At 69.8% G+C, this 23903-nt stretch carries 26 protein-coding genes and 2 tRNA genes; 23 read left to right on the top strand and 5 right to left on the bottom strand.

Annotated features, from left to right (window positions below; translation table 11 throughout):
* Nucleotides 1–4: 4 nt before the first annotated feature.
* From FB470_RS02420 to FB470_RS02375, 10 genes are all read left to right on the top strand, one after another.
* Nucleotides 5–424: a hypothetical protein gene (locus FB470_RS02420; protein ID WP_306988362.1), complete on the top strand. Its 420-nt coding sequence runs from the start codon at nucleotides 5–7 to the stop codon at nucleotides 422–424.
* On the top strand, nucleotides 405–962 hold the full coding sequence (locus FB470_RS02415; RefSeq protein ID WP_306988361.1) for a hypothetical protein: 558 nt from the start codon (nucleotides 405–407) through the stop codon (nucleotides 960–962). Before FB470_RS02420 ends, FB470_RS02415 begins: the two co-directional genes overlap by 20 nt.
* Before the next feature lie 239 nt (nucleotides 963–1201).
* A complete protein-coding gene (locus tag FB470_RS02410) occupies nucleotides 1202–4144 on the top strand; it encodes a hypothetical protein (RefSeq protein WP_306988360.1) in 2943 nt (980 codons plus the stop codon).
* A gap of 51 nt (nucleotides 4145–4195) precedes the next feature.
* Entirely contained in the window at nucleotides 4196–4678 is a 483-nt protein-coding gene (locus tag FB470_RS02405) for a hypothetical protein (protein WP_306988358.1), read from the top strand.
* Between the two features lie 81 nt (nucleotides 4679–4759).
* Nucleotides 4760–6394 (top strand): hypothetical protein, encoded by a 1635-nt coding sequence (locus tag FB470_RS02400; RefSeq protein WP_306988357.1) that lies wholly within the window; start codon nucleotides 4760–4762, stop codon nucleotides 6392–6394.
* Between the two features lies 1 nt (nucleotide 6395).
* On the top strand, nucleotides 6396–7055 hold the full coding sequence (locus FB470_RS02395; RefSeq protein ID WP_306988356.1) for an SGNH/GDSL hydrolase family protein: 660 nt from the start codon (nucleotides 6396–6398) through the stop codon (nucleotides 7053–7055).
* 88 nt (nucleotides 7056–7143) lie between these two features.
* Complete coding sequence (locus FB470_RS02390; RefSeq protein ID WP_306988355.1) at nucleotides 7144–7407, top strand: hypothetical protein; 264 nt, start codon at nucleotides 7144–7146, stop codon at nucleotides 7405–7407.
* On the top strand, nucleotides 7404–8147 hold the full coding sequence (locus FB470_RS02385; protein ID WP_306988354.1) for a hypothetical protein: 744 nt from the start codon (nucleotides 7404–7406) through the stop codon (nucleotides 8145–8147). Before FB470_RS02390 ends, FB470_RS02385 begins: the two co-directional genes overlap by 4 nt.
* A gap of 27 nt (nucleotides 8148–8174) precedes the next feature.
* Nucleotides 8175–9047, top strand: a complete 873-nt coding sequence (locus tag FB470_RS02380) for a M15 family metallopeptidase (RefSeq protein WP_306988352.1) — start codon at nucleotides 8175–8177, stop codon at nucleotides 9045–9047.
* A 65-nt stretch (nucleotides 9048–9112) separates the two neighbouring features.
* Nucleotides 9113–9343: a hypothetical protein gene (locus FB470_RS02375; RefSeq protein WP_306988351.1), complete on the top strand. Its 231-nt coding sequence runs from the start codon at nucleotides 9113–9115 to the stop codon at nucleotides 9341–9343.
* Between the two features lie 263 nt (nucleotides 9344–9606).
* On the opposite strand, the gene FB470_RS02370 is transcribed toward FB470_RS02375, so the two are convergent.
* Nucleotides 9607–10083, bottom strand: a complete 477-nt coding sequence (locus FB470_RS02370) for a hypothetical protein (protein WP_306988349.1) — start codon at nucleotides 10081–10083, stop codon at nucleotides 9607–9609.
* 461 nt (nucleotides 10084–10544) lie between these two features.
* Here FB470_RS02370 and tgmA point away from each other — a divergent pair, with 461 nt between their 5' ends.
* From tgmA to FB470_RS02355, 3 genes are read left to right on the top strand one after another with little or no spacing between them, the layout of a single operon-like run.
* Nucleotides 10545–10871, top strand: coding sequence for a putative ATP-grasp-modified RiPP (gene tgmA, locus FB470_RS02365; protein ID WP_306988347.1), 327 nt, complete (start codon nucleotides 10545–10547; stop codon nucleotides 10869–10871).
* A 2-nt stretch (nucleotides 10872–10873) separates the two neighbouring features.
* Entirely contained in the window at nucleotides 10874–11830 is a 957-nt protein-coding gene (gene tgmB / locus FB470_RS02360) for an ATP-grasp ribosomal peptide maturase (RefSeq protein WP_306988346.1), read from the top strand.
* Nucleotides 11827–12963 (top strand): methyltransferase domain-containing protein, encoded by a 1137-nt coding sequence (locus FB470_RS02355; RefSeq protein ID WP_306988344.1) that lies wholly within the window; start codon nucleotides 11827–11829, stop codon nucleotides 12961–12963. Before tgmB ends, FB470_RS02355 begins: the two co-directional genes overlap by 4 nt.
* 3 nt (nucleotides 12964–12966) lie before the next feature.
* Here FB470_RS02355 and FB470_RS02350 read toward each other — a convergent pair whose 3' ends face one another.
* Together FB470_RS02350 and FB470_RS02345 are read right to left on the bottom strand one after the other, a co-directional pair.
* On the bottom strand, nucleotides 12967–13860 hold the full coding sequence (locus tag FB470_RS02350; RefSeq protein ID WP_306988342.1) for a phosphotransferase family protein: 894 nt from the start codon (nucleotides 13858–13860) through the stop codon (nucleotides 12967–12969).
* Nucleotides 13857–15179 (bottom strand): XRE family transcriptional regulator, encoded by a 1323-nt coding sequence (locus FB470_RS02345; RefSeq protein ID WP_306988340.1) that lies wholly within the window; start codon nucleotides 15177–15179, stop codon nucleotides 13857–13859. Before FB470_RS02345 ends, FB470_RS02350 begins: the two co-directional genes overlap by 4 nt.
* A 211-nt stretch (nucleotides 15180–15390) precedes the next feature.
* Here FB470_RS02345 and FB470_RS02340 point away from each other — a divergent pair, with 211 nt between their 5' ends.
* The 4 genes from FB470_RS02340 to FB470_RS02325 all read left to right on the top strand — a co-directional run bounded on the left by FB470_RS02340 (nucleotide 15391) and on the right by FB470_RS02325 (nucleotide 17257).
* Nucleotides 15391–15717 (top strand): hypothetical protein, encoded by a 327-nt coding sequence (locus FB470_RS02340; RefSeq protein WP_306988338.1) that lies wholly within the window; start codon nucleotides 15391–15393, stop codon nucleotides 15715–15717.
* A 23-nt stretch (nucleotides 15718–15740) separates the two neighbouring features.
* Nucleotides 15741–15989 carry a hypothetical protein gene (locus tag FB470_RS02335; RefSeq protein ID WP_306988336.1) on the top strand — a complete coding sequence of 83 codons (249 nt, stop codon included), beginning with the start codon at nucleotides 15741–15743 and terminating at the stop codon, nucleotides 15987–15989.
* A 380-nt stretch (nucleotides 15990–16369) separates the two neighbouring features.
* A complete protein-coding gene (locus tag FB470_RS02330; RefSeq protein WP_306988334.1) occupies nucleotides 16370–16969 on the top strand; it encodes a TetR family transcriptional regulator in 600 nt (199 codons plus the stop codon).
* A 30-nt stretch (nucleotides 16970–16999) separates the two neighbouring features.
* On the top strand, nucleotides 17000–17257 hold the full coding sequence (locus FB470_RS02325) for a hypothetical protein (RefSeq protein WP_306988333.1): 258 nt from the start codon (nucleotides 17000–17002) through the stop codon (nucleotides 17255–17257).
* 60 nt (nucleotides 17258–17317) lie between these two features.
* On the opposite strand, the gene FB470_RS02320 is transcribed toward FB470_RS02325, so the two are convergent.
* Both FB470_RS02320 and FB470_RS02315 read right to left on the bottom strand, forming a co-directional pair.
* Nucleotides 17318–18436: a tyrosine-type recombinase/integrase gene (locus FB470_RS02320; protein ID WP_306988331.1), complete on the bottom strand. Its 1119-nt coding sequence runs from the start codon at nucleotides 18434–18436 to the stop codon at nucleotides 17318–17320.
* Nucleotides 18437–18752: 316 nt separating this feature from the next.
* Nucleotides 18753–18826, bottom strand: a tRNA-Gly gene (locus FB470_RS02315).
* An 82-nt stretch (nucleotides 18827–18908) separates the two neighbouring features.
* Here FB470_RS02315 and FB470_RS02310 point away from each other — a divergent pair.
* The 6 genes from FB470_RS02310 (at nucleotide 18909) to FB470_RS02285 (ending at nucleotide 23876) form a co-directional block, all read left to right on the top strand.
* Nucleotides 18909–18985, top strand: a tRNA-Pro gene (locus FB470_RS02310).
* A gap of 478 nt (nucleotides 18986–19463) precedes the next feature.
* Entirely contained in the window at nucleotides 19464–20195 is a 732-nt protein-coding gene (locus FB470_RS02305) for an MHYT domain-containing protein (RefSeq protein ID WP_306988329.1), read from the top strand.
* A gap of 38 nt (nucleotides 20196–20233) precedes the next feature.
* The gene (locus FB470_RS02300) at nucleotides 20234–22519 is read left to right on the top strand and encodes a sensor histidine kinase (RefSeq protein WP_306988327.1); all 2286 of its coding nucleotides are present in this window, start codon (nucleotides 20234–20236) and stop codon (nucleotides 22517–22519) included.
* Nucleotides 22520–22538: 19 nt separating this feature from the next.
* Nucleotides 22539–22949: a roadblock/LC7 domain-containing protein gene (locus FB470_RS02295; RefSeq protein WP_306988325.1), complete on the top strand. Its 411-nt coding sequence runs from the start codon at nucleotides 22539–22541 to the stop codon at nucleotides 22947–22949.
* A complete protein-coding gene (locus tag FB470_RS02290) occupies nucleotides 22946–23308 on the top strand; it encodes a DUF742 domain-containing protein (RefSeq protein WP_306988322.1) in 363 nt (120 codons plus the stop codon). The genes FB470_RS02295 and FB470_RS02290 overlap by 4 nt, the downstream gene beginning before the upstream one ends.
* Nucleotides 23289–23876 carry a GTP-binding protein gene (locus FB470_RS02285; RefSeq protein ID WP_306988320.1) on the top strand — a complete coding sequence of 196 codons (588 nt, stop codon included), beginning with the start codon at nucleotides 23289–23291 and terminating at the stop codon, nucleotides 23874–23876. The genes FB470_RS02290 and FB470_RS02285 overlap by 20 nt, the downstream gene beginning before the upstream one ends.
* The last annotated feature ends 27 nt before the right edge of the window (nucleotides 23877–23903 follow it).

The raw sequence follows: 23903 nt of genomic DNA, 5'->3' as shown, positions 1-23903 counted from the left end.
GGACGTGGCCACGATCTACTACCGCGGGCTGGACGCGCTTGGGCGCGCGTTCTACGCCTCTATGACACAGCCGGACGACAAGCCGGTCACCCTCCCCTACGGGGCCGAGATCATCGACGAGCCCGTGTACCGGGCCGGGATGGAAGCCCACCACCAGGCCAACCTCGTCGTCGAGCGACAGTCCAACGAAGCGCTGGCCAAGTACCAGGCCGAAGCCGACGCCGCCCGCAAGCAGCTCGCGCAGAAGGTGGTGGACCTCGGGATCCCGCCGGAGCTGCTGGAGGTGCTCATCCCCGGCCTGGACCTGGCGGACCCGCCATCCACCGAGCCTGAACCGGAGCCGACTCCGGAGCCGCCGTCGACGCCACTGCCGGACGACGAGATCAACCTGGAGGTGCAGGCCGATGCCACGGATCTGCGTTGACGACTGCGGGCTCAAGGTCGACCAGGGTTCGCTTGCGCTGGACTGGAACGCTGTCGGCTCCGACCAGGGCACCAGCCGGGTCGGCGGGTGGGTGGTGAACCCCGTCGGCGTGCCGGACGACTGGCTGTGGCTGACGACCACGATGCTCGCCTACACCAACGACACCTGCCAGCCGCGGCGGGTGTGGTGCTGGACCGAGGGGCCGCACGTCTACACCCGGATGGCGCCGGGCAACGACTGGAACTTCGGCATCACCATGGCCCTGTCCACCGCGGGCGACCCCGCCGCGGTCCGCCCGTCCGATGATCACGCCTACCTGCGCACCAACCACCACGGGCTGATGCCGGCCGGGTCGATCAACGACTTCGCGTGGACGTTCAAGGGCCCCACCTACTCCCAGCTGGTGAACCCGGGCCAGACCCTGTGGATGCGCAACATGTGGTGGTGGTTCCCGGACGAGTTCGCCCCGCACGCCATCAACCTGATCAAGATCCCGTGGAACGTGTTGCGCTACGTGGCGCTGCCCGTGACGTCGTGAGGAGATGACCGATGACCGGGACCGACGGAAGTATCGAACCGCCACTCCGCATCGACCCCGCGACCTGCAACGCACTCGCCGTCACACCGGCCGGACCGCGGCCGCAGGTCGTCCGGATGCGAGACACGGCGAAAGTGTCGCAACCGTTTTGATCCAGCAGCCCATAACGGCCAGGTAGGATCCGAGCCGGAAGCTAGGGAGCGGCCTCGTGTGGGGGAACACGGACCGAAAGAGCGCTCATGGCTTTCCAGGGGAACGACGGCTGCGGTGCGGATGGCGACGGCGAGCTCATGGCCGCCGAAGCCGGGCCCGTCGCCGCGACCGGGCTCTGTCTCGCGGACGGCACACCGATCGCGGTGGTTGCGGTTCGCGACGACACCGGCGCGGTGTCCACCGCGGGATGGCTGGACCTCGGCACGGGCGCGTTCACCGCCGGGCCGCCACCGGCAACCGCCCTGCCGTGCTCGGCGACCGCGGAGACGCAACCGGTGGAGGTTGCGGCGTGGTGCGACCTCAACCCTGATGGTGCTGTCCTCGCCCCGGTCGTCGTTGCCTACGAGTTCGACGACACGGGCCAGATCACTGGCGCCGCGTTCTACACCCCGGACGGCCGGCCCTACACACTGCAGGGCACCTTGGGTGCCTGCGACACGGTGCCACCGGCCGGACGGTCGCTGGTGCAGCTGTGCGACACCGCCCCCGACGGCACGGTCACCGCCTTCGTGCGCGACTACGAGCGCGACGACACGGGCGCCGTCACCGGGTTCGCGGACTACACCCTCGCTGGGAACCCCTACACCCCCGCCGGTGCGGTCGGCGCGTGCGGCGACATCGCCCCGTGCGACTCGCCGACCACCCCGGCCGCCACCACCGGGCTGTGCCTGGCCGATGGCACGCCGATCGCCACCATCACCACCCGCGACTGCGACGGAGTCACCACCCAGGCCGGATGGATCAACCTGCTCACCGGCGCGTTCACCGCCGGGCAGCCACCGGCCGGCGCCCGCGCCTGCGGCTCCGCACAGTCCATCCAGGTGTCCGGCACCTTCTGCGACGTCGACCCCTCCACCCAGGACGTGCTGGGGCTCGTGCTGGTCGAATACCAGTACGCCGCGGACGGATCGATCGACTCGGTGCGGCTGGTTGACGCCAGCACCGGCGGCACCTACACGCTCCAGGGCGAGCTGACCGTGTGCCCAGCCGGCGCGGAGCAGCCCTCGCAGGACGCGACGGTGTTGTGCGACACCGCCCCGGACGGGTCGGTGACCCAGTTCGTGCGGGACTACCGGCGCGACGAAAACGGCGCCATCGTCAGCCACACCGACTACACCCTGGACGGCAACGCGTACACGGCTTCGGGCGAGATCGGGCTGTGCGACAGCGACGGGCCCGAATGCCCGTCGACCAGCACCCTCGTGTTGTGCGACTCCGCCCCCCAGGACGCGGCGTTCGCGGCCTCGGCGATTGACCCGACGCCGTACTTCCTCGGGACCGTCGCGAACACCGCTATCCCGCTGACAGACGCACAGGCCCTGTTCGACGGGGGCACCGCAGTGTTCCCGGCGCCCACCACTTCGGCGTGGCGATTCTGCTGGCTTGCTGGCGATCTCAGCCTCGTCGGCGGATGCCCGCAGTGTGGCAACGACGGCGACGTGACGCTGACGGTGAGCGTTCAGGCCACGCTCGACGGGCCGAACGGTGGTGACGGGAGCGACGGCGGGCTGCAGCTCTACAACGGCGCCACCAGCGTCATGTACGACGGCAGCTCGAGCACCCCGGTCGGGCAGACGAACACCTACTCGGTCACCGCGACCCTGCCCCTCGCGGACGTTGTCGCCGGCCAGGTGCGTGTCGTGCTTGGGCTGGAGACGTCGCAAGGGACGCCGAAACAGTGGACCATTCACGACTTCACGGTGTCGGCCACGGTGACCGCGCCGGGTTGCGGGAACCAGTTCGTCCGTGCCTTTGTTCGTGACTGCACCACCGGCCAGGTCACCACCACCGACACCGACCTCGCCGGGAACCCGTACACGCCGGTTGAGCCGGTCGCCCAGTGCCAGCCGCACCGGGATTCCTGCAGCGCCAACACCGCGGACTCGTGCCTGGATTGCCGGTCGGTCGTTCTCTGCGACATCACCCCGGGCCCCGCTGGCGCGGCGCAGGTGCCGCCGGGATCCGGGAACCCGACGGGCACTCTCGCCAACGGCGTCGGATACACCGCCACAGGCGCTACCAGCCCGGTCGTGGGCCAGCCGTGGTGGGCGGTCGACGTGCCCGGCCCGCAGGTGTGGACGTTCGATCAGCCTGTGCGGGTCGCGTGGTCCGTGCGGCTGAACGCGAACGCGTGCCTGGTGCTTCCCGAGGGCACCGTGGTGGAAGCCCTCCACCCGGCTCACACCTACGACGCGGGCACGCGCACCGTGTGCGGTGGCGCTGGCGCCTCGAACAACGATCCGGAACAGGTGTCGCGGTTCTCCCACCCGCGGCTGACCACCTTGACCCTCACCCCAGGCGGATCGGGTGCGGTGCCGTTCCGGTTCGTCGGCCTGATCGAGACCGGCACCCCTGACCCGGTGCCGTTCCTTCGGCACCTGTGCAGCGACTGCAACGGCGCCATCGTCTCCACGACGGACACCACTCTCGACGGGCAGCCGTACCAGGTGCAGGGCGAGGCCGGTTCCTGCGGCAGCGGGAGCGGCAGCGCTGTTCCCGCCCCGTGCCCGGTCGCGGCGACGTTTGAGCAGCGCCGCTGCGACGACACCGACGGAGACGGCGACGCCGACACCACCTACACCGAGGTGTGGTCGGTGCCGTGCGACGGCAGCGCCCCGCAACTGGTGTGGACCTACCAGGACGACCCGTCGATCCAGTACACGCCGGTCGCGCCAGTCCAGTGCCCACAGACCCAGCCCGCGACGGCGGTGCAGGCGCGCCTCGTGGAGATCAGCGACGGCGGTACCTGGGACCTCACGGCACACCCACTGGCGCAGTCGGTGACCTTGACCAACGTGTCCTCGGCCGCATCGACCGTCACCACGGTGGACGGCGCCGCGACCCTGCATCCCTCCCAGACGATCACGTGGAGCGTGCAGAAGGACAGCGACCTGGTGTTGCGCGGCCCGCTCACCGTCGCCGCGGGCGCGGGATCCACCGTCACGGTCGCATGGACCGAGCGGGCCTGAACAGACGAAGGGGCGGGGCAGTGAGCAGAGCTGGGCGGACGGAGTGATGGCGTGAGCGGTACGGCAGGGAGCATCGCACCACCGGTTCCTGCGCCCGTGCGCGGGAACGCTGTCCTCACCGCGTTGACCGATGTCGGCAGCCGCCCAGGCGTGTGGGTCGACTGCCCATTGCAGGTCACCCTTCCCGAGGCCGGCACCTACGAGCTCGATGGGAATCTGCGCTCCTACGTTGAAGGCACATCCCCGGCGAGCACCTACATCGTGGGACGTCTGTTCGACGTGACCGCCGGTGTGGTGGTGCCGAACAGCGAGACCTTCATCAACCAGCAGTCGGTCACCGTTTCACCAACCTCGACGTCGATCCGGATCGGCGCGAACATGAGTGCCCCGCTCGTCGTGGACTACGCCGTCACGAAGCCGACGGTGTTGCGGCTGCAAGTGAAGTTCACCGACGGCTACAGCACCGTCGTTGGTGCACACATGACGTCCGATGCCAACGGTCGAACGCTCCTCCGCTTCCGGAAAGTCGCGTGAGGCAGGGAATTCGACGGCCCGCTCGCTGGGGGCAAGCGCGGAGACGGCGGGACGAACTGGGCTACCTGGAGGGGGTAACCGATGGCCTATCAGGGAAATGACGGCTGCGGGGGCGGCGGCACCGGAACGACGTTTGCGTGCACAGACCTGAACGCATGCAGTCTCGACGCGCTCGGTGACGTCGACACCAGCACCACTCCGCCGCAGCCCGGCGACGTGCTCGTCCGCAACGGCGCCGGCCAGTGGGTGCCAGGCCCGGCACCGACCGGTCCGGCCACGGCGGTGCAAGGCGGCACGACACCAACCGCCGACACCACCGTGACCGGCACCGGCACGGCCGCGGACCCCTTCGTGGTCACCGCGGAGGTGAACGTCTCCGCCGACGCGGACAACCAGCTGCAAGCCGGGAGCGACGGTGGCCTGTTCGTGCCGCCCTGGGACTGCTCGGAGCTGGCCGCCTGCGACCTGGACTCGCTGGGCAACGTCAACGCCCCATCCCCGAACGAGGGGGACTCCCTGGTGTTCACCGGGGGCCAGTGGGTGCCAGCCCCATCCGGCGGCGGCACCGGCACCACCTACGTCGCCGGTGACGGGATCGAGTTCACCTCGATCAACCCGGGTGGCCCGGTCACCATCAACGCTGACCTCTCGGGGCAGGCGGGGAACCAGCTGTCCATCGGCCCGGACGGTGGCCTGTTCGTTCCCGCGCCCACCGACACGACCGTGGTACAGGGCCAGGACACGGCGAGCGTGGACGTCACGGTCACCGAGGGACCTGCTGACACCTTCACGGTGTCCGCGGACACGAAGCTGTCGGCGGCTCCGGGGAACGCGCTCACGATCAACTCGGATGGTCTGTTCGTCCCCGCAGCCGCGGCGGGTGGCGTCACCGATGTGACGGTGACGGACACGCCGACCCTGGACCTCACCGCTACCCCGAACGCGGACGGGTCGGTGACCATCAGCGGCGCGCCGATCCTGTCGACCGATGCGGGCAACCAGCTCGCCGCGGGCTCGGACGGTGCCCTGTTCGTACCGCCGCTCACGCCCGGCTGCGGCCTGGACGGGGCCGGAACCAGCGCCGCCCCGCTGGCCGTGGCCACATCCGCAACGTGGGGTGACGCGGCACTACCGTTCCCCTGCGACGACACCAACGGTGTCCCGATCTACTGCGACACCAACGGGCAGCTGCGCACCGCGCCGGACAAGCTCTACGTGCAGGCGGTTGCGTCCCTGCCCGGTGCCCAGGACCAGGCGCCGCCCGCCACCGGCGCAACGATCGAGGTGTACGACCTCGAGCTTGCGTTGACCAACCCGAGCGACTGCCGGGAGATGCGAGCGACGTTCCAACTCGGCACGAGCCCGGTCGAGTTCATCATGTCGCCGGGGAACTACTGGCTGCTGCAGTGGGGATTCACGGCAACCACCGACGGGACGGAACCACCCTTTCCACCGCTCAACGGCGGCAACCTCAACGCCTACCGGCACTCGCCGCAGGCGGTCGGCGGGATGCGGATCAGCTTCACCGGCTACAGCACCAAGTTGCCGATGTCGATCTACACCGGCCAGGCCGCGATCCCGCCGGGTGACACCACACGGGTCCGGATCCGCGTGGCGATGACCTCCTTCGAGACCGACCTGACCCCTGCTGACGACGGTGCGCCGCATTGGAACCGGCCCGACCTCGTCCTGTTCGCGGAAGGATGGAGCATCTGACATGGCCTACTGTGGAGGGCTTGCCCGTGTCGCTGTGCTGGGGCACTCGCTGTGCACCGGCTACGGCAGCACCGGCTACCCCGGAACGGCCGACGACTACCAGCCCACAGAGCACGGGTGGGTGGCCCAGCTGGCGCGCGCCTACACGGACACGGTGTGGGACAACTACAGCCACAACGGCGCGATGGTGTCGGACTTCTTTCCCGGCGGACGGTGGCCGGAGGCCGTCGGCGCGATCGAGGACATCGCCGCCAATCGCCCGAACCGCGTCTACATTCTGCTCGGCGGAAACGAGTACTTCCAGGGGATCGACCCGTGGCGCGCCTACTGGTGCAATCTCCGGTCGCTGATCAGCCAGCTCCGGGAGAAGGTGTCGACTCGGATCTACGTGGTCACGGAGTACGACTTCCCACCCGAGCTGGGCCAGGGTTTCGACCAGATCGAGTACCGCAAAGCAGCAGCGCTCACCGCCGCGGCCAACGGCTGCTTCCACCTGGACCTGTCCTGTTCGATGCCGCCCACCAGTGACAACAGCGCGGGCTACTACATCCCGGACGAGTACGCGCCGGGCCAGTCCGTGCACCTGACCGACGCCGGGCACGACCGGATGGCGGAGCTGGTGGCGGAGACGCTGCCGTGCTCGCTGCCCGCGCCGGCCTGATTAGAAGTCGGGTGGTGTGGCTGGTCGAGGGGGTTGGCCACGCCACCCGACCTCATGGGGGAGCGTCCATTGTGGAAGAGGGGGACCGTTGGGTGACATTGATTTCAACGGCCTCGCAACGCTTGTCGGCGCGCTGGCCGGGCTCATCACCACGGTCGCGGCGGTCGTCAAGGGCTCGAAGAAGGAACGTGAGACCGCGGCCGAGTCTGCGGTCAAACAGATCGCCAGAGGAGAGCGGGAGGACGGCGACGACCCCGAGGACGACGACCTGGAGGCGATCCTCGAACTGCTCGCCGAAGAACTCCGGGATCGGAAGCGGCGCGGGAAGCACCGCCAGGGGGACGAGGGATGAATGAGTCGGCGCGCACGAAGTTCGTGAAGCCGCCCGCGAGGGCGGCGAAGTCCACCACGCACCGGTGGGTGGCGGGGGTCGGCGTGGTGGTGGCCGCGGTGTCGATCGTGGCGTCGTTCCTGCGCGGAGAGAACGCAGACGCCAAGGTGGACCAGCTGCAGGGTGCCTACCAGTCCTTGGCGGTCGACACCCAGCTGTTGGTGGAGCAGGTGCGGCAGCTCGGGGCGCAGCCGGTGGTGCAGCCTCCGGCGTCCACCGAAGCGCCGGTCGCGGTGCCGGACGCACCAGCGGGGCCGGACCTGGACACGGTGCGGGCGGTGGCGAAGTCGGCAGTGCTGGACTACTGCGGCCAGGCATCACAGCCGTGCCGCGGGGCGAACGGGGAGTCGCCGAACATCGACGCCCTGGTGGACCTTGTCGTCGCGAAGGTGCCGGTGCCGAAGGACGGCCGCGACGGCGAGGACGCACCGCCGATTACGGACGACCAGATGTACGCCACGTTCGTCGCCTACTGCACCCAGCCGAGCGAGCCGTGCCGGGGCGCCGCGGGGGCGCCCGGGCGGGACGGTCCGGCGTGCCCGGAGGGCTACCAGCTGGTGGACGCGGTGATCGAGGCCGCGGACGGATCCACCTACCAGGGCAAGGCGTGCGTGGACCCGGCGACGTCGCAGGCCCCGAGCACCGACCCGCCCACGGAGTCCAGCACGCCGTCCAGCCGGGCCGCGCGCAGCAACGAGTAACCGGTAGATCACGGGGGAGGGGGACCCATGGCGACCAGTCAGAACGGCTACAGCGCCAACGACATCAACGCGACCGAGAGCGCGCTCATCCCGGGCACGAGCATCAAGGTCCGGTTGCGCAAGGGACCGGCCGGCCAGCTGCTGCGGTGGGTGGCCAGCCAGTTCGACAAGCGGGTCGAGGACATCGACCCGGGCCAGCTCGACGACTGGGGCTACGCCGAGCGCACCATCCGCGGCAGCTCCACCGAGCTGTCCAACCACGCCTCGGGCACTGCGATCGACCTGAACGCAACCCGGCATCCGCTGGGCACCAACCCGTCGGCGAACTTCTCCGCCGCCCAGATCCGCACCATCCGCGAGATCGTCGCGCTCACCGAGGGCTGCGTGCGGTGGGGCGGCGATTACGTCGGCAGGAAGGACCCGATGCACTTCGAGATCGTCCGCGGCGAGGCGGACTGCGCTCGGGTGCTCGCCAAGCTCACCAACGGCTCCTACGACGAGGGGGATGACATGTTCGAGCCGACCGACCGCAACCGCATGATCTGGCAGGAGCAGGCCCTGCGCACGATCATCAACCAGCTCACCGGTGACCCGGAGGGCGACCCGTCGTTCAACGCGCAGATGAAGTGGCAGGGCGGGAACTTCCCGGGCTGGCGCATCGACCTCGGCAACGGCCAGTCGGTGAACCTGTCCCTGGTGGACATGCTCCGCCAGGTGTTCACTGCGCTGCTCGGCTACCAGAAGTCCCGCATCGCCGGGGACAACAACATCACCAAGGTCGTGGACCTGGCGTTCGACCAGGCCAAGTGGGAGTTCGAGGACAAGGCCGCCATCCGGGAGCTGCGGGACAAGCTCGACCAGGTGCTCGCCAAGCTCGACGACGCCCCCACGGCGGCCTGACCAGCAGTTTTCAACTCGTTCGGCCGCGGCGTGTATTCGGCGGCTGGTAATGAAAGGGGACGTGCATGAAGATCAGCGGCAAGGCGAAGGCCGTGGTCGCGGCGATCGGCGGGCTGGCGACCGCGCTCTCGCCGGTCCTGGCCGACGACGTGATCGGCCTCGACGAGACGTCCGGCGTCATCGCCGCCCTGGTGTTCGCGATCGCCACCGTCGCCGGTGTGTACGGGGTGCGCAACGGCAAGAAGCCGGAGGACCTGGCCAACGCCGGTCAGGTGGACGCCCCGTTGGGCGAGTGAGGCCCAGGCATGAGAGAACCCCCGGCGCGTCGCTGACGCGCCGGGGGCTCCGGGGGTTGTTGCTCTCCTGAGGGGGTATCAGTTGCGGCAACGGCATCTAGGATGCCACAGGTGTTGCGGCGGGCAATACGCCATTCGGCGGGTGTTGCGCCACATGTTGCGCTGTTGTGCTGCTACGATGACAACCGGTGCGCGTGTGCGGGGGCGCCGCGTTCGTGGTGATGTGGTTGGAGAGGCGGGTCCTGTTGCGGGGCCCGCCTCTTTTATTGCCCGCCGGCCGGTGCTTTCCGCCCGCGGGCGGGGTTCCAGTCGCCGCCTTCGACCCACACGCGTTGGGTGCCGCGGTTGATCTGGGCGAGCCGGGCGACCTTCTTCTTCGGCAAGTCGTGGTGCGCGGCTTCAACAACGGCCTGCTTGAGGCTCGCGGTGGCCTTCTCGAACTGGTCGTCGAGCTCGCGCCACAGCGCGCCGACGCTGATCAGCTCGTCGGTGACTTCCCGTAGGGAGCGCATCGCCGGGAGACTGATGCCCCGCGCCTTGAACTCCTTCTCCCACTGCCAGGCCGCGACCTTCGTGATCTTCGTGTTCTCGTGGACTTCCATGTAGTCCATGCCCAGCGAGAAGGCCTCGTCGGCGACCATGTGCAGCTTTTCCAGCTGCTCGTCGGCACGCTCCTTGAGCGAGCGTCGCAGCTCGCCGAGTTGTTCGAGTTCGCGCTCGATGCGGTCGATCTCTGTCATCGTGTCAGTGACTATACCCGATTGGTGTAGTGGCGCTGCTGGTGAGCGATCCGTCGGGGAGGGTGGCACGGACATGTGTCGGGACCCCCAGCCGGGCGCGGTCGAAGTGGGGCGACAACATCGCGCCCGGCCAGGGATCACCCAAGAGCGTAGCTATCCTAACTATCTTTCAGGTGACTTTCGGCACGATCGTGCGAAAGTGCCCAAATAGGGTTTGACAACGCTCTCTCGGGGTACAACGTACACCGCGTCGAACAGACGTTCTACCTCTCGTGGTTGTCGTCAACCCTCCCGCAACCCTCCCCTTGACATCCCAGGTGTCTTCCCTCCTCGAACCACCACCGGTCCAGCAGTGTGGAGGTGTAGGCAGGTCACCTGCCACGCCCCCGAGCTGCCCGTGCTCGCGCGTCGCCCCGAACCATGCGCGAGCACGGGCTTCCAACCACACCCCTGGAGGACAGATGCAGTTGGCCAGCACCACCGAGCACGAGCGGTTCACCGAGGACCCCATGGCCGGCAGCAGCGCCCAGTTCCCCCTGTCCCGCGGCTCCTTCACCACCCGTGACAAGCCGTCGGAGGACGATCTCCGGCCGTGGGGCTTGCGACGCATGAGCCCCGTCCCTGCGTCGAGTACGCCCGCGTCGCCGGGCGGCACCTACGACCCGGTTCGGCAGGTCCGGGTGTATGAAGGCCGTCCGCTGATCGAGATGGGGCCGCCCACCGCCATCACCACCGGCAGCCAGGACGGCGACGAGGGAGACCCCTCCGAGGACTGGCACAACGACTGACCATGTCCATCCTGATCTTGGCCGACGAGCGGGACCCGTGCGCCGACGCGATGGTCGTCGAGCTGGGTGACCGCGGGGTCGAGGTGCATCGGCTGGACACCCAGCGTTTCCCCACGCAGCTGAGTCTGTCGGCCCGGCTGCGTGGGGGTCGCTGGGCCGGCCAGCTCCGCACCGAGCACCGCACGGTCGAACTCGACACGATCGACGCAGTCTGGTACCGCTCCCCGAAGCCCTACCGGTTCCCCGCTGGCCTCAACGAGGTCGAGCTTGGGCACGCCAAGGTCGAGGCCAAGTACGGGCTCGCCGGTGTGTTGATGGCGTTGCCGGTCCTGTGGGTCAACCACCCGGCGCGGCTCGCGGACTCCGCGTACAAGCCGGTGCAGCTGGCGGCGGCCGCGCGCTGCGGAGTGCGCGTGCCCGACACGCTGATCACCAACGAACCTGATGCGGTGCGCGAGTTCGCCGGAGAAGCGCGCACGGTGACGAAGATGCTCGGCGCGGTGTCCATCGTGGAGGACGGCATCCGGAAGGTGGCGCGCACCGAACCGGTCACCGAAGCCCACCTCGCGGATTTGCGCGGTGTGGAGCACACCGCGCACCAGTTCCAGCACTGGGCGGCGAAGCGGCACGAGGCGCGCATGTTCGTCGTGGGCGACCAGATCACCACAGCCGCCATTCATGCACATACCGCCGCCGCATACATCGACTGGCGGGACGGCTACGACACCAACACTTACGAGCTGATCGAGCCCCCGGACGCGGTGCGCGGCGCGGTCCTCTGCATGATGCGCGAACTCGGCCTCGTCTACGGCGCGCTCGACTTCGTCATAGGGCCGGACGGGGAATGGACCTTCCTCGAGGTGAACGCGGGCGGCCAGTATGGCTGGATCGAGGACGCCACCGGGGCGCCGATCACCGCGCAGCTCGCCGACCTCCTCACGAAAGGGCCCCACCAGTGACGACGACCGAACAGCTCGACTGGCGCGGTCACGCGCAGCGCCTGGCCGACCTGCTGTGGGAGCACGGCGACATCGACTCGCCCGAATGGCACGCGGCGATGGTCGAGGTGCCGCGACACGTGTTCACCCCCCGCGTGTACGACCAGGACCACACCGGTCGGTGGATCTCCTGGGACGGCGCGGACAACCTGGCCCGCGTCTACTCGCCGAACACGCTCGTCACCGCGCTGGCAGACCGCGGCGGCTACCAGGAACCGGTGTCCTCCAGCACCAACCCGACGCTGATGATGCGGATGCTGGCCGTCCTCGACCCGCAGCCGGGTGACCGGGTGCTGGAGGTCGGCACCGGCACCGGCTACAACGCGGCCCTGATGTGCCATCGGTTGGGCGACCGCAACGTGTGCAGCGTGGACATCGACCGTGACCTGGTCGACGGGGCGCGCGGCCGTCTGGAATCGATCGGCTACCGGCCGACGCTGGCCGCGACGGATGGGGACGGCGGGCTTCCCAGTCACGCCCCGTTCGATCGAATCATCGCCACCTGCGCCGTCCCGGCGATCCCGCGCGCGTGGGTCGAGCAGGTCGCTGCGAATGGCACGGTCTTGACCGATTTCAAGCTCGCGATCAGCGCCGGCAACCTCGTGCACCTGCAACAGATGGGTGACGTGGTGGAGGGCCGGTTCCTCGCGCGGCGGGCCTCGTTCATGCAGATGCGCCACGACGACGCGGTTCAACCGGCCGTTGCCCGGGCGAACGGCGGACGTGAGCGGCGCCGCCAGCCGGGACCCGCGCAGCCCTGGCGGGACATCCCGGTCGTGTGGTTCCTGGCACAGCTCGAACTGCCCCGAGGCGTGGTGTACGGCATGGTGCTCGACCAGGACACGCGCGAACCGTCCGCGGCGACCCTGACCGCGCCGGACGGGTCCTGGGCGTCGATCGACCTGTCCGGCGACACCGTCACCGAGGCCGGAGACACCGACGTATGGGGGCCGGTCGAGCGCGCCTACCGGTTGTGGCTCGACGCGGACCGGCCCGGCTGGGACCGGCTCGGGCTCACGGTGACGGGCGACGGGGAGCACCGACTGTGGATTGACGACCCGCACGGCCCGCTGAGCTGGCCCCTGCCGTCCTGACCATCACGGAACGGCTGTCCATCCAGCCCAGGGCCGCGCACCGTGCAGCCCGCGGAGGCAGGCGACACGGTGCGCGGCCTGGGCGCTGTACCGCGGGTTCTCCGCCGCGAGCTGGCAGGCCATCAGCGTCATGCGCAGCTCGCGGATGTCCCGTAGCGTCTCGAACCCCGCCCACCGCGTGACGTCCTGGCCGTACGCGTCGCAGTAGGCCGCCCAGTCCGCCTCGGACAGCCAGCCGGTGGTCACCCGGGACACGGCCGTCGACACGAGATCCCATTCCGGCGGCCCGAGTGCGCACCGTTCGAGGTCGAGCAGGATCACCCGCCCATCCCGGGTGCGGGCAATGTTGCCGCGCCAGGCGTCGCCGTGCACCACCCCGTGAGGCAACCCTTCGGGCAGCGTGGTGAAGCGGTCGCGAAGCGACGCGAGCTGCCGGTTCAACCAGGCCCGGTCGTCGTCCGTCCCCGTGGTGGCGCCGTCGATGCGTTGCGCCAGCCGCACGAACGGGTCCAGCCTCGGCAGCTGGAACCCCGTCGGCGGGGCCAGTTTGTGCACCTGCCGCAGGGCGACCGCGACGTCGGCGACCGTGCCGGCCTCGTGCGGCGGAAGCTCCAGCCAGAACGTGACAGCGCGGCCATCCACAGATACCGGCTGGTCGACGCCCGGCGCGAGGCGCACCGCGTCCACCCCGTTGTCCTCAAGCCAGCGCGCCACCGCGACTTCCTTCGCGGCCGCGGTGGCCTGGCCAGCTCGAGCGATCCGCGCGACGAGCCCGCCCGGCAGCCGCCACAGGTCGTTCTCCCCGAACCGGATCGGCTCCGCGCCTGCTGCGGAAAGCCCGGCCGCGGCGACTGCCGCGGTGAGGACCGCGCGGCTGGTGTCCTCGCGGCCAGTCACACGGCCACCGCTCGGCCGATCCTCGACACCAACTCGGCCGTGCCCTCCTCGCCTGGGTGGCGGTGGGCGACCCGGCGGAGTTCGCGTAGGTCATCCGCGGCCCGCCGGGACTTGATCGGTCCCGCCCAGTCGAGCGCCTGCGAGCCGAGCGCCGCGGCTTCGGCGGGATCGCCGGTGGCCATCACGAGCGAGGCCAACTTGATCTGCGAGATCGCGCGCGAGCGGGCGTGCCCGTCGTCGTGGCCGGCCACGGCGAGGGCGAGGCGGTTGCGGGCCTCGCTGCCGAAGTGGCCGCGGATCGCGGTGTCCCATAGCGCGTGCCCGGTGTCCCCGGCGTGCTGGGCGTGGTCGTAGTAGGCCATCCACGGGGGGTCGTTGTCCGGTTGGCTGCGGGAGAACGCGTCGTCGGCAACGCCGACGGCGGCCGCGGTCTCTTCGACGCGGCCGAGCTTGGCCAGGGCGCGGGCGCGGGCGGTGTGCAGCATCGCCTGCTCGGTTGGGGTGAGCCGGTCGGCGCGCACGAGCGCCATCTCGGTGTGGGTCAGGCCCTCATCGGGATCACCGCACCAGATCGCCTGCCGAGCCATCGAGGACAAGACCTTCGCGCGCAAGTGCCAGTCGCCGGCTTCCTCGGCGCACCACAGGGCGAAGCGGAACATCTTGCGCGCGTCCTCGTGGGCGTAGGCATCGAAGGCCATGAAACCGCACACATGCGCGAGGTACCCCACCGCTGAGTGGATCTCACGGCGCACCGCGGGCGCGCAGCGGGCGTTGAGTAGTTCGGCGCAGTGGATGAGCTGCGCGGTGACGGCCTCGCGGACGAGACCTCCCCCGTAGGTGGCGTCCCAGGATCCGAAGGCAGCCGCGGCGGTTCGGACTTCGTCGACGTGCTCGAAGCCGATGCTGGCTGGCACGATGCTCCGCTGCGTGGGGGCGAGGAAATCGGCGAGGGGCATCCTGGAGAGTGCGGCTCCGGCGGTCACGCCTACTGCTGCGCGAAGGAACTGCTGTCGGTCCACGCCCGTCACGGTAGAGCGGGACCGGCGGGGGCGTTGGAACCCGAGTTCGGCGTCCGTGGACGCTCCGAGCACGGAGCGGAACGCTTCGCGACGGTCCGGGTCCTGCGGCCAGCGGATCGTGCCCTTCTCCAGCTTGCCGATGTAGTTGGCGTCCAGCTCCACCACGCGGTTCTTGTGGACGTGCATCCACTCGTTGATGAGGTCGGCGAGCTCCTGCCGGGACAGGGGTTGACCTGTGGCGTTGGGCGACTCGACGCTCTCCCGCGCTCGGCGGAGGCGGTCGTTCGGTTCGGTCGTCATGCAGACTCCGGGCTGGCTGTTGGTTGTACGCAGTTTGACACTCTTGGTAGCCAGCCGGTAGTCGGGAACCTCCCCGCAACCCTCCCCAAATGCTCCCCTTGACATCCCGATTCGATGCCCTGTAGCGGCGAGGCCCTCACCTCAAAGCTGGGGGAGTGGAGATCAACCGGACGTTCCGCCGTCCAGCCGTCGCAGCGTTGCGGGGCGAGTCGTGAGCGCGCGCCTCCAGATCGACTACGGGCCGGCCACCGAGCTGCGCCGCTACCACGAAGACGGTCTTGTCCACCGCTACCGGCGGGCTGAACTGGCCACCCCGGCATGCGCCGTGCTGACGCCCGTGTGCGCCGACAAGGAGTGGCGCTACACGATCGAGCACGAGCGCTATCGCCTGTCGTTCCTGCGCCTGCACACCGACCGCTGCCCGGGGTGTGTGTCGTGGGAAAGCCAGCCCGTACCGGTCCAACGCACCCCGGGCCGGCAGGTCGTGTGGTTGGGGCACAGCGGGACGCTGCCGCGCGCACTCGTGGGCGCGGTGTGAGGCGAGACCCGGTCGTGCGCGGGGTGGACGACGTCGCTGTCGAGGAGTTCCGGCTTCTCGCGATGTTGCGCACGATGGCGGATGGCATGGGGCACGTGCTGGACCGGCTCCAGCGGCACCAGGAGGCTCACGGCACCTTCCCGCCCGCCGAGCTGCGGGAGATGTCGAACCTGCTGCGTGAGGTCGCGGCGGAGCTGGACGTGCACGCCGACCGGGTGGATCCGCCCATCATGATCGAGGGGTTGGGTCCCCGGCCGGACCGTCGCCCCTGAACCCGGCCGGGGACCCTACAGTGCAGGGCGGTGGGCGGCTCGCAGCCGACCCGGAACAGGACGATGGGGACGGTGGCGCCCCGCAGGACAACCCGGATCTACCTCCCCGTGGACCTGATCCGTAACGAACCCGGGCTCCAGAGCGAATTCCTGGCCGACTACCACGCGCTGCTCCCGCGCGGCGAGAAGGTCACCCACCTCAAGGTGAACACCCTGAGCGGCGAGCTAACCTTCTCACTGGTGATCAACTTAGGTTGCGGTCGGCCACCTGGTTGCGAAACAGGTGATCGACGAACTCAACGACGTCTTGCGCAACCACACCTCCGGCCGAAACAACCCCGTGGGGCGGCAGGCGCCGACAACCCCTGGAAGGAAGTGCCATGACCAGCAACCTGCTCGGACAGTCCCGCGTCCAGAAGGGGCTATCCGCGGACCGGATTGTGGAGGCCGCCGTCGAGTTGACGGTCAACTCCGGCGGGGTGGACCGCTGGACGGTCAGGGCCCTGGCGGAGGCCATCGGCGCCTACCCGGCGGTCATCTACCACCACGTCGGGGACCGCGCTGAGGTGGTGCGCCAGGTGGTCGAAGCGATCGTCGACAAGATCCCCGTCCCCGCGGAGGCCGACTCGTGGCAGGACTGGATCCGGCAGGCGGCCGAGGTGCTGGAGGAGCGGCTGGTGCCCATCCGAGGCGTCGCCCGCCACCTCGCTGCCCAGGCCGCGTGCGGATCCCTGCCGGAGGGCATCCGTGGCCCGGCCGTCCGGGTCCTCGACGCGGCCGGGTTCCGCGAGCCGGAGCGGCAGGCATGCCGGGTTGTCAGCTCGCTCTGCTCGTTGGTGCTCGTGGAGGAGGCGGTGGCCGACGTCGCGTCCGTCGAGGTCGACGGCACGGCCCAGTTCCGCGAAGGCGTGCAGCTGCTGGTCGACGGGCTCGAGGCCCGTTTGGCGGCGGTTAAGTACGGGGTGCACGCGGCCGCGTAGGGGCGCCGCACCGCCGTAGGGTGCGTACCCATGTCTGAGAAGAAGATCACTATCACCCTGCCCGAGTGTCGGCCCGACAGCTGGCCGCCGCTGTGGGTCATCCGCGGCGAACGCTGGGCCCGCGTCGTCGGCGGGAACCTTGAGATCGATGGCCAGGACGTTGGATCGATGCCAGCAGTGCAGCGCTACGCGCTCGGCCTCGCGCTGATCGCCTCGGCCTACGACGAGGACCTGCCACCGGACCCGGATGCCGGCTGGTACGACGGCCAGTGGCGCGGCGACGCCTGACCCCCGAAGACGCCAGAGCCCCTGCACCCGTGTGCAGGGGCTCTCGGCAGTGGGGATCAGTCAGCCCGCGAGCGCGCCGCTGAGCGTGGCCTCGGCCGCTTCCGCGGCCTTCTTGAGCTGGTCCGGCAGCAGGTGCCCGTACCGGTCCACGGTCGTCTTGATGGACTCGTGTCCAAGCCTGCGCTGCAGGGTTGGAAGGTCCACACCGGCCGCGATCATCCAGGAAGCGTGCGTGTGCCGGAGGTCGTGGATCCGCGGGTTCTTGTTCAGCCGCAGTTCCCGGGGGAACGGCCGTCCTTGCTTGTCGATGTCGGCGTTCGCCGCGTTGACGGCGGGTAGCCACACCCGCTCCCAGAAGTGGTTGTTGCGAAGTTGGCCGCCCTGCGGCCCGGTGAACACCAGGTCGTCGCTGGCCTTGCCGATCATCTCCAGGGATAGCTCTGGGACTAGCGACGCCGGTAGTGAGACGGTCCGCACGCTCTTTCGGCTCTTCGGGACGCCGACGACGTCGCGGCCGTTCGCATCCTCCTTGAGGGCCTTCGAGACCCGCACGGTGGGCGTGGGGTTGAGGAGGTTGAAGTCGTCCGGGGTGAGCACGACGGCCTCACCCCAACGGAGGCCGGTGGAGGCGAGGAACTTGATGAAGAGCCGGTATGGGGCTCGCACCTTGGCGAGCAGGAGGTTGAACTCGCCGGGGGTCAGGAAGACCGCTTCCTCGGGCACGTGCTGGGGCATGCGGATGCCCTTCGCCGGGTTGTCCTCGCGCCACTTCGGGATGCTCTCCTGGAGCGCAGCGGACAACAGGGAGTGCACGTTCGCCAGCGTCTTACCCGACATCTTGCCTGTGAGGTCGTTCACCCAGCGCTTCACGCGGTCCCGGTCGAGAGCGTCGACCGGGATGGCACCGAGGTGGGGGTTGATGTGACGCTTGGCGTCGCGCCGGTAATCCCGTTTCGTGCGGGGCTGCACACCGGTCAGGTGCTCGATGTGGTGTTCGATGAGTTCCGCGATGGTGGGCACCTGGTTCTTGATCGACGCCATCACCTTCTGCGCTTCGACGAGCCGCTGCCCGTTGGCGTCGAGGAGCTTCTTGAGCCGCTTCGCGTCCTCGGGGTCGTCGAAGGTGAGAGAGTCCTTCCTTCTGGTGTCCGGGTCGCGCCAGGTGACGCGATAGCCCACCGTGCCGTTCCTGCGGGGGCGCTCTTCGATGCTTGCCACTGGGGTGCTCGTGCTTCCAGGTCGTGGGGCCCGCACGCCGGCGGAGCGCATCTGGGCGCGGCGGCGGAGGCGGGGACTCCGAGGGTGGGGGCTGGCGGGGGTGAGATTCGGCGACTGCGGTCCGACCGTGTCGGATGGGCCTGCCCTCAGGAGGGTGGCGGGCGTGGATCAAGGCGCATGAGCAGCAGTATTGCCGAAGTTTCAAGATCATGGGGACACCTTTGGCGCCCCGTGGGGACAGGCGCCTCCCCGGATGGGCCTTGACCTGCCGAAACTATGGAGCGGGCGACGGGAATCGAACCCGCACCACCAGTTTGGAAGACTGGGGCTCTACCATTGAGCTACGCCCGCACGCACCCGTATCGCCCGGGCGCGTCTGCGAGTCTAGCGGCTCGCGCTAGAGTGATCGCACCGCCCCGGCCTCCCGGGGCGCCGGGATGTGGCGCAGCTTGGTAGCGCATCCGCTTTGGGAGCGGAGGGTCGCAGGTTCAAATCCTGTCATCCCGACCACACACTTACGGCCCCGCAGCCGCGCTGTGCAACAAGCGTTGCCCGGCCGAGGCCGCTCGCCTTTCAGGTTCTCCATATCTCGCCTCGGTCGTCGAGAGTGATGACCACCGTCCTCGCCGGGCTCGCTTGCTCCCTTCACTTCACTACCGCGTAGATCACAGTTCGCATTGGGCGTTCAGCCCGTCACGCCACGTGATGGTCCCGTATCGGCCCCCGCTGTCCGGGTGCACGTGCCGCCTCGCCGAGGGCGCCACCTCTGAGCTGGCGCATCAATTTCCGTCACGCTCATCGTAATTGTGTTCAACGCGATCGTGGACCAGAAACCGAACCGGGACGCTCCCTGTGATCTGTTCACCAGGCGCAACCTACTTGTCAGTATTATTGAGATCTGAAGCTTCTTCACTTAAGGTCCTCGATCAAGCCTGGGGGTGGTTTGGCTTTTCGGTAAGGCACCTGGACGAAGGACTGAAGCGGCTCGATGACGGAATTGACCTTTGGCTGGATCACGCCCGTTCTCTCCTACGTGATGGCGTGTGTCGGCAGCGCACTCGGTCTCCGGTGCATGGTGCGAGCTCTGTCCGCGACCGGACGGTCCCGTCGCAACTGGCTGATCAACGGCGCGATGGCCATCGGCACCGGGATCTGGACCATGCACTTCATCGCGATGCTCGGGTTCGGGGTCACGGGCACTGAGATCCGCTACGACGTCCCGCTGACCGTGCTCAGTCTCCTCGTCGCGATCGTCGTCGTCGGCATCGGGGTGTTCGCCGTCGGTTACCTGGCCTCGAAAACACTCTCCGTCCTCATTGGAGGAATCGTCGCCGGACTGGGCGTCGCCGCCATGCACTACATCGGCATGGCCGCGATGCGCATGTCCGGTCAGGTGAGCTACGACCCGGGCGTCGTCACGCTCTCGGTCGCCATCGCCATCGCCGCCGCGACCGCCGCGCTCTGGGCCACCCTGAACATCCACGGCAAGGCGGCCGCGGTCGGCGCGTCGCTGGTGATGGGCGTCGCGGTCAGCGCGATGCACTACACCGGAATGGCCGCGGTCAGCGTCGAGGTGCACGCCGGGCATTCCGCCGCCGGCGCCACCCCGATGCAGTTCGTGTTCCCGCTCACCGTCGTACTCGGTTCCTACCTATTCCTGACCTCCGCGTTCGTCGCGCTTTCCCCGGGGCCGCAGAAAACGCCGGAATTGCCGGTCTGACGAACTCGACCCCGATTTTATTCGCAATTGGAGAAAGCATGTCCGAGCGCCGAGAAGAACCTGCCCGGATTTCCCCCGAGCCGGGACTCCTCGACCGGCTCAGACCCCGGTCGGTCCGGGCGAAGATCGTCGCGCTGCTGATGGTGCCCGTCGTCTCGCTCATGGTGCTGTGGGGCCTGGCCGCGGTTTCGGCCGTGCAGAGCGCGTGGAACCAGCGGCAGATCGAGCAGCTCGACGCCCACCTCACCGGGCCCGTCAGCGACCTCGTGGCCGGCCTGCAGGCCGAACGCGCGGCCGCTGCCTCCTACCTCGCCGGAACCGGCGACCTGCCCGCGCTCCAGCAGCGGCACGCCCAGACGAGCACTGCGCTCGCGACGCTCCAGGACGGCATCACGCAGGTGACCGCCGACCTCACCGGCCGGGCGCCGGAGCTGAACCGGCGGCTGGCCGACGTGCTCGCCGAGGTCCCGCGGCTCGGCGACGGCCAGGACGCCCTGACCGCCCGCCAGGCCGACTGGCGCGCCACCTTCGACGCCTTCTCCGCCGCCATCGACAAGGCGTTCGCGGCCCAGGTCGCTCTCGCCGACGTCAGGGGCATCGCGGCCGCCCGGGCCGTCCCGTCCCTCGGCCGCGTCGGCGACATGCTCGCCCGGCAGGACGCCGCGGCGCAGGCGGCCGCCGCGGGCCGCTCGACCGCCGACATCCACCGAACCTTCACCGACGCCGTCGGCGGGCAGCGCGTCCTGACCGCCGGCCTGCTGTCCGAGCTGCCGCCGGCCCAGCTCGCCGCGTTCGACGACGTGGTCACCGGTGACTCCGCCCGCAAACTCGCCGACCTGCAGAACGCGGCGCAGACCGACACCTCCGGCCGTGCCCTGGCCACGGCGGTCACCTCCGGTCAGTGGGCCGCGGCGGTCAACCAGGTCACCCGTGACCTCGCGGCCGTCCGCTCGGGCGCGGTCACCTCCGCGTCGGCGGAGGCGGACGACGCGGGCACCGCGGCGCTGACCGAGAGCGCGATCACCGTCCTGCTCGGTCTCGCCGCCGTGCTGGTGGCGCTGCTGATCTCCGTGCAGATCGGACGCGGCCTGGTGATCGAGCTGGTGGGCCTGCGCGACTCGGCCCTCGAACTCGCCAACCGGCGGCTGCCCCGGGCGATGCGCAGGCTGCGCGCCGGCGAGAAGATCGACGTGGACGCCGACGTGCCGGTGGTGCCACCCGGCGAGGGCGAGATCGGGCAGGTCGGGGCGGCCCTCAACGCCGTGCAGCGCGCCGCGCTGACCGCCGCCGCCGAACGCGCGGAACTGCTCACCGGTGTGTCCGGCGTGTTCGTGACGCTCGCCCGCCGCAGCCAGTCGCTGGTGCACCGCCAGCTCAGCCTGCTCGACACGATGGAGCGCCGCACCGAGGAGCCGGCCGAGCTGGAGGACCTGTTCCGGCTCGACCACCTCGCGGCCCGCATGCGCCGCCACGCCGAAGGGCTGATCATCATGTCCGGCGCCGCCCCCGGCCGCACGTGGAGCAAACCCGTGCCGCTGATGAACATCGTCCGCGCCGCGGTGGCCGAGGTCGAGGAGTTCCAGCGGGTCGAGGTGCACCGGATGGCCGAGGTCGCCGTCCAGGGCACCGCCGTGGCCGACCTCACCCACATGATCGCCGAGCTGGTCGAGAACGCGACGGCGTTCTCCCCGCCGAACACCACCGTGCTCGTGCACGGCGAAGCGGTCGGCGCCGGGTTCGTGGTGGAGATCGAGGACCGCGGACTGGGCATGGGCGCGGAGCGGCTGGCCGAGGCGAACCGGCGGATCGCCGAGGCGCACCAGCTCGACCTGTTCGACGGCGAGCAGCTCGGGTTCTACGTGATCAGCAGGCTGGCCAAGCGCCAGGGCATCACCGTGACGCTGCGCCGGTCGGCCTACGGCGGCACGACCGCCGTCGTGCTGCTGCCCACCACGCTGCTCACCCGGGCCGACCCGGCTCCCGCCGAAGGGGAGGTCCCCGCGGTCCGGGCCCGCAAGACCCCGGCACGGCCGGCGCCCGCCCGCGACAACGGGCGGCACCGTCCCCCGCCGCGGCCGGCGGCGCCCCCGCCGCCCCCCGAACCGGGCCCGCCGCCCGCCGAACCGGCCCCGGCGCCGGTGGACGACGACGTCACCGGCGGCCTGCCACGCCGCAAACGGCAGGCGCACCTCGCGCCCGGCCTGCGCGAGGCGTCCGGCACCGCCACACGCGAGGAGGCGGCGCCGCCCTGGGCGTCGCCGGAGGAAGCGCGCGCCACGATGTCCGCGCTGCAACAGGGTTTCACGCGCGGACGCAACGCATGACGACGAGAGGGGTCACACGGTGGAGGCCACCGAGAACAGCCGGGAGCTCTCCTGGCTCCTGGACGAGCTGGTGGGCAACGCGCCACGGGTCCGCAGCGCGCTGCTGCTGTCCAACGACGGACTGGCGATGGCCACCTCGACGGGGATGACCCGCGAGGAGAGCGAACACCTCGCCGCGGTGTCGTCGGCGCTGAACAGCCTCGCGAAGGGCGCGGGCAGGCACTTCGACGCCGGGTCGGTCCGGCAGACGATGGTCGAGCTGGACGGCGGTTTCCTGTTCGTCATCACCGCGGGAGGCGGGACGTGCCTGTCCGTGTTCGCCGAGGCGGGCACGGACATCGGCCTGGTCGCCTACGAGATGGCCAGGCTCGTCGCGCAGGTCGGCGAGCACATGTACACCGCGCCCCGCCTGGACCGGACGGGAACGTGAGCGACTGGTACGGCGACGAGTCCGGGCCGATGGTCCGGCTGTACGCGCTGACCAAGGGACGGGCGCGGCCGGCCGGGGAGTTCCTGGACATCATCGCGCTCGTCGCCGCCCGGACCCGGCCCGAACACGACCTCACGCTGAGCCCGGAACAGGCGGTGATCCTCCAGCTGTGCCTGACGCGCACGCTCTCGGTCGCCGAGATCTCCGCGCGCGCGAACCTCCCGCTCAACGTCACGCGGGTGCTGCTGGCGGACCTGCTGCACGCCGGGCACATCGAGGTGACCCGTCCGACCCCGCCAGCCAGCCTGCCCAACGACCGCATCCTGAGGGAAGTACTGAATGGACTCCGTGCGCTCTGACCCCCGGCCCGCGCCGGCGAAACCCTTCACCGCGTTGAAGATCCTCATCGCGGGCGGTTTCGGCGCGGGCAAGACCACCATGGTCGGCGCGGTCAGCGAGATCCAGCCACTGCGCACGGAGGAGTACCTGACCGAGGCGGGCGTCGGGGTCGACGACCCGGACGGCGTCGAGCAGAAGGCGACCACCACGGTCGCCATCGACTTCGGCCGGATCACCTTCGACGAGCACCTCGCGCTGTACCTGTTCGGGACGCCCGGGCAGGACCGGTTCTGGTTCTTCTGGGACGACATCGCCCAGGGCGCGCTGGGGGCCGTCGTCGTCGCCGACACCCGCCGCCTGGAGGACTGTTTCCCGGCCGTGGACTACTTCGAGCGACGCGAGATGCCGTTCGTGATCGCGGTGAACTGCTTCCCGGGCTCCCGCCAATACCGGGTGGACCAGGTCGCGGCCGCACTCGACCTGGACGGTGGGGTGCCGGTGGTGCTGTGCGACGCGCGCGACCGCGAGTCGGCGAAGGAGGTGCTCATCGCGCTGGTGGAGCAGGTGCGCCGCGGCCGGCAGTGGTGATGTCGTGTCGGCCGGGACCGAGATGAT

It is taken from the genome of Amycolatopsis thermophila, assembly GCF_030814215.1.
In the GTDB taxonomy this organism is placed as follows: Bacteria; Actinomycetota; Actinomycetes; order Mycobacteriales; family Pseudonocardiaceae; genus Amycolatopsis_E; species Amycolatopsis_E thermophila.
This window is presented reverse-complemented; position numbering and strand designations above follow the sequence as displayed.

Coding starts and splice junctions, on each gene's coding strand:
- FB470_RS02285 (WP_306988320.1), top strand. CDS start 23,289: ATGGACTCCGTGCGCTCTGACCCCCGGCCCGCGCCGGCGAAACCCTTC.
- FB470_RS02415 (WP_306988361.1), top strand. CDS start 405: ATGCCACGGATCTGCGTTGACGACTGCGGGCTCAAGGTCGACCAGGGT.
- FB470_RS02345 (WP_306988340.1), bottom strand. CDS start 15,179: ATGACGACCGAACCGAACGACCGCCTCCGCCGAGCGCGGGAGAGCGTC.
- FB470_RS02410 (WP_306988360.1), top strand. CDS start 1,202: ATGGCTTTCCAGGGGAACGACGGCTGCGGTGCGGATGGCGACGGCGAG.
- FB470_RS02300 (WP_306988327.1), top strand. CDS start 20,234: ATGTCCGAGCGCCGAGAAGAACCTGCCCGGATTTCCCCCGAGCCGGGA.
- FB470_RS02375 (WP_306988351.1), top strand. CDS start 9,113: ATGAAGATCAGCGGCAAGGCGAAGGCCGTGGTCGCGGCGATCGGCGGG.
- tgmB (WP_306988346.1), top strand. CDS start 10,874: ATGTCCATCCTGATCTTGGCCGACGAGCGGGACCCGTGCGCCGACGCG.
- FB470_RS02395 (WP_306988356.1), top strand. CDS start 6,396: ATGGCCTACTGTGGAGGGCTTGCCCGTGTCGCTGTGCTGGGGCACTCG.
- FB470_RS02305 (WP_306988329.1), top strand. CDS start 19,464: ATGACGGAATTGACCTTTGGCTGGATCACGCCCGTTCTCTCCTACGTG.
- FB470_RS02330 (WP_306988334.1), top strand. CDS start 16,370: ATGACCAGCAACCTGCTCGGACAGTCCCGCGTCCAGAAGGGGCTATCC.
- tgmA (WP_306988347.1), top strand. CDS start 10,545: ATGCAGTTGGCCAGCACCACCGAGCACGAGCGGTTCACCGAGGACCCC.
- FB470_RS02385 (WP_306988354.1), top strand. CDS start 7,404: ATGAATGAGTCGGCGCGCACGAAGTTCGTGAAGCCGCCCGCGAGGGCG.
- FB470_RS02325 (WP_306988333.1), top strand. CDS start 17,000: ATGTCTGAGAAGAAGATCACTATCACCCTGCCCGAGTGTCGGCCCGAC.
- FB470_RS02370 (WP_306988349.1), bottom strand. CDS start 10,083: ATGACAGAGATCGACCGCATCGAGCGCGAACTCGAACAACTCGGCGAG.
- FB470_RS02380 (WP_306988352.1), top strand. CDS start 8,175: ATGGCGACCAGTCAGAACGGCTACAGCGCCAACGACATCAACGCGACC.
- FB470_RS02400 (WP_306988357.1), top strand. CDS start 4,760: ATGGCCTATCAGGGAAATGACGGCTGCGGGGGCGGCGGCACCGGAACG.